Origin of the sequence: Bradyrhizobium sp. (assembly GCF_035484855.1) — a bacterium.
Classification (GTDB): Bacteria; Pseudomonadota; Alphaproteobacteria; order Rhizobiales; family Xanthobacteraceae; genus Bradyrhizobium.
In genome coordinates this window covers 1-2,120 of the sequence record NZ_DATHOP010000019.1, presented here as the reverse complement: position 1 = coordinate 2,120, position 2,120 = coordinate 1, and the positions used below count along the sequence as shown (strand labels likewise).

Annotated in this window: 3 protein-coding genes; 2 read left to right on the top strand and 1 reads right to left on the bottom strand. The window is 66.1% G+C overall.

Annotation, left to right across the window (positions count from 1 at the left end):
- On the top strand, window positions 1-628 hold a 628-nt coding region (locus VK804_RS01405), incomplete at its 5' end, for an exodeoxyribonuclease VII large subunit (RefSeq protein ID WP_325367020.1).
- Window positions 625-1,470: a peptidoglycan DD-metalloendopeptidase family protein gene (locus VK804_RS01400; RefSeq protein ID WP_325367018.1), complete on the top strand. Its 846-nt coding sequence runs from the start codon at window positions 625-627 to the stop codon at window positions 1,468-1,470. The genes VK804_RS01405 and VK804_RS01400, both read left to right, overlap by 4 nt.
- A 28-nt stretch (window positions 1,471-1,498) precedes the next feature.
- On the opposite strand, the gene VK804_RS01395 is transcribed toward VK804_RS01400, so the two are convergent.
- A partial coding sequence (locus VK804_RS01395; RefSeq protein ID WP_325367016.1) for a polymer-forming cytoskeletal protein occupies window positions 1,499-2,120 on the bottom strand: 622 nt, incomplete at its 5' end.

Genomic DNA, 2,120 nt, shown 5'->3' with positions numbered 1-2,120 from the left:
CCATGAAATTGACTTCACCATCGCGGATTTCGCCGCCGATGTCCGAGCACCGACCCCGTCCGCGGCGGCCGAGATTGCGGTGCCCGACGGCGAAGAATGGCTCATCTCCTTGTCGCGGCTCGCGCACCGCCTGCAGCGCGGACTGTTGCGCCGGGTGGAGGCGCAGCGGGAGCGATTGCGCTGGCTCATCGGCCGCGCCGCCTTGGTCAGTCCCATGGCCCGCCTGTCGCAGCAGACGCAGCGCCTGGATGACCTGGAGCAGCGCATGTTTCGCTCGCTTCGCCAAATCCTAGCCGATCGGCGCTCGGCCTTGGGTGAGCGCCGCAGCCGTCTGTGGCAGTTGAGTCCAGCGGCCCGGCTGCGCAGTACGGCGGCCCGACAGGCGGCCCTCTACGCCAGACTGCGCGCCGCAGCCCTCGCCCGCCTGCATCGCGCGCGCGAACGCCTCTCGCCGTTGGTGCGCACCCTGAACGCCGTAAGCCCACTCGCCACCCTCGATCGGGGCTACGCCATCGTCAGCCGCGTCGGCGGCGGCATTCTGCGCAGCGCCGCGGATGTCGGACCAGGGACACTGATCGAAGCACGCCTCGCGGTGGGGAAAATTCGCGCCAAAGTGGAGGAACCTTGATTCGCACGGCGCTTTTTCGACGGGCCGCGCCTGCCTTTTGGGTGGCGCTTTTGCTCTGTGCGGCGCCCGTGCTAGCCCGAGCCTACCCGCTGCCGCACGACAGCCCGGTGCCGGGTGGCGTCAAAATCCTCAAGCTCGACGTCCAGAGCGATTCCATGCCCTATGTGGAGGTCGAGGGTCACCGCGCGCTGGTTGTGCGGGATGATTCGAGTTGGATCGCCATCATCGGCATCCCGTTGTCAGCCCCGCTTGCCTCTCGGCAGGTCATCGTTCGCAGTGGCGACGGCAGAAAGGAGCTGCAATTTACGATCGGCGACAAGCAGTATGCCAGTCAATCGCTCAAGGTCGCGCCCGGGCAGGTGAATCTCTCGAAGGCCGACCTGGAACGAGTGAATCGAGACAAAGAGATCATCGAGCACGCCATGAGTCGCTGGAGTGACGGGCAGCCCGAGACGCTGCGCATGCCGCAGCCGGTCCCCGGCGTGCGCAGCAGTTCCTTCGGCATGCGCCGCATCTTCAACGGCGAGTCGCGCAGCCCGCACGGCGGCATGGACATCGCCGCGCCGGTCGGCACGCCGGTGTTGGCGCCCCTCGCGGGGATGGTGATCGACACCGGGGATTTTTTCTTCACCGGCAACACCGTCTTCGTGGATCACGGCCGCGGCATGATCAGCATGTATTGCCACTTGAGCGCCATCGACGTGAAGCCGGGACAGCACGTGGCCGCGGGCGCCACGCTGGGCAAAGTCGGCATGACCGGCCGGGCCACCGGGCCCCATTTACATTGGGGCCTGAGCCTCAATCGCGCCTGGGTCGATCCGGAATTGTTCGTCGCGAACTAGGCTGCGGCGGCCCTAGATTCCGCGCGACTCACCCCTTCGCGCCGCTCAACATCTGATCGACAGCGGCGCCTTCCATCGGTGCCGGCTGGGAGGCCTGACGCAGGCGCGCGCTGTGTTCCTGGACCGCCGCACCCGAGGGCTGCATTTCGATTTGGCCTTGAAAAAATGCGCCCTCGCTGATGCCAACTCGCGGCGCAAATACGTTGCCTTTGACCTTCGCCGTGGCCCGGATGTTGACCGACTCGGTCGCGTACAGATCGCCCTCGACCTTGCCGTCGATGACAATGACGCGGGCGCGGATATCGCCCTTCATGGTGCCGTCGGTGCCGACCGTGAGGCTCTGGGTGTGGGTGATCGAGCCCTCGACGCTGCCCTGAACGATCAGGTCTTCCTGCGCCGACAGTTCACCGCGGAATCGTAGCGTGGGGCCCAACACAGAGGCTCGCGAAGCCGACTCTGCAGCCTTGACGTCGGGCGATCGTGCGGTCTCGGTAACGCGCGGTGCCGGCGATCGCAGATCGCCGCCGGGTACACGCGGTTCAGGACGCGTCAGGGAAGGTTCGGGCGCGCCGGGGCGGCCGGGATTCGCATTCATCATTTGATCATCTCCATCGAGAGGTTTTTTGAACCACGACATTGTTAAGCGGCGC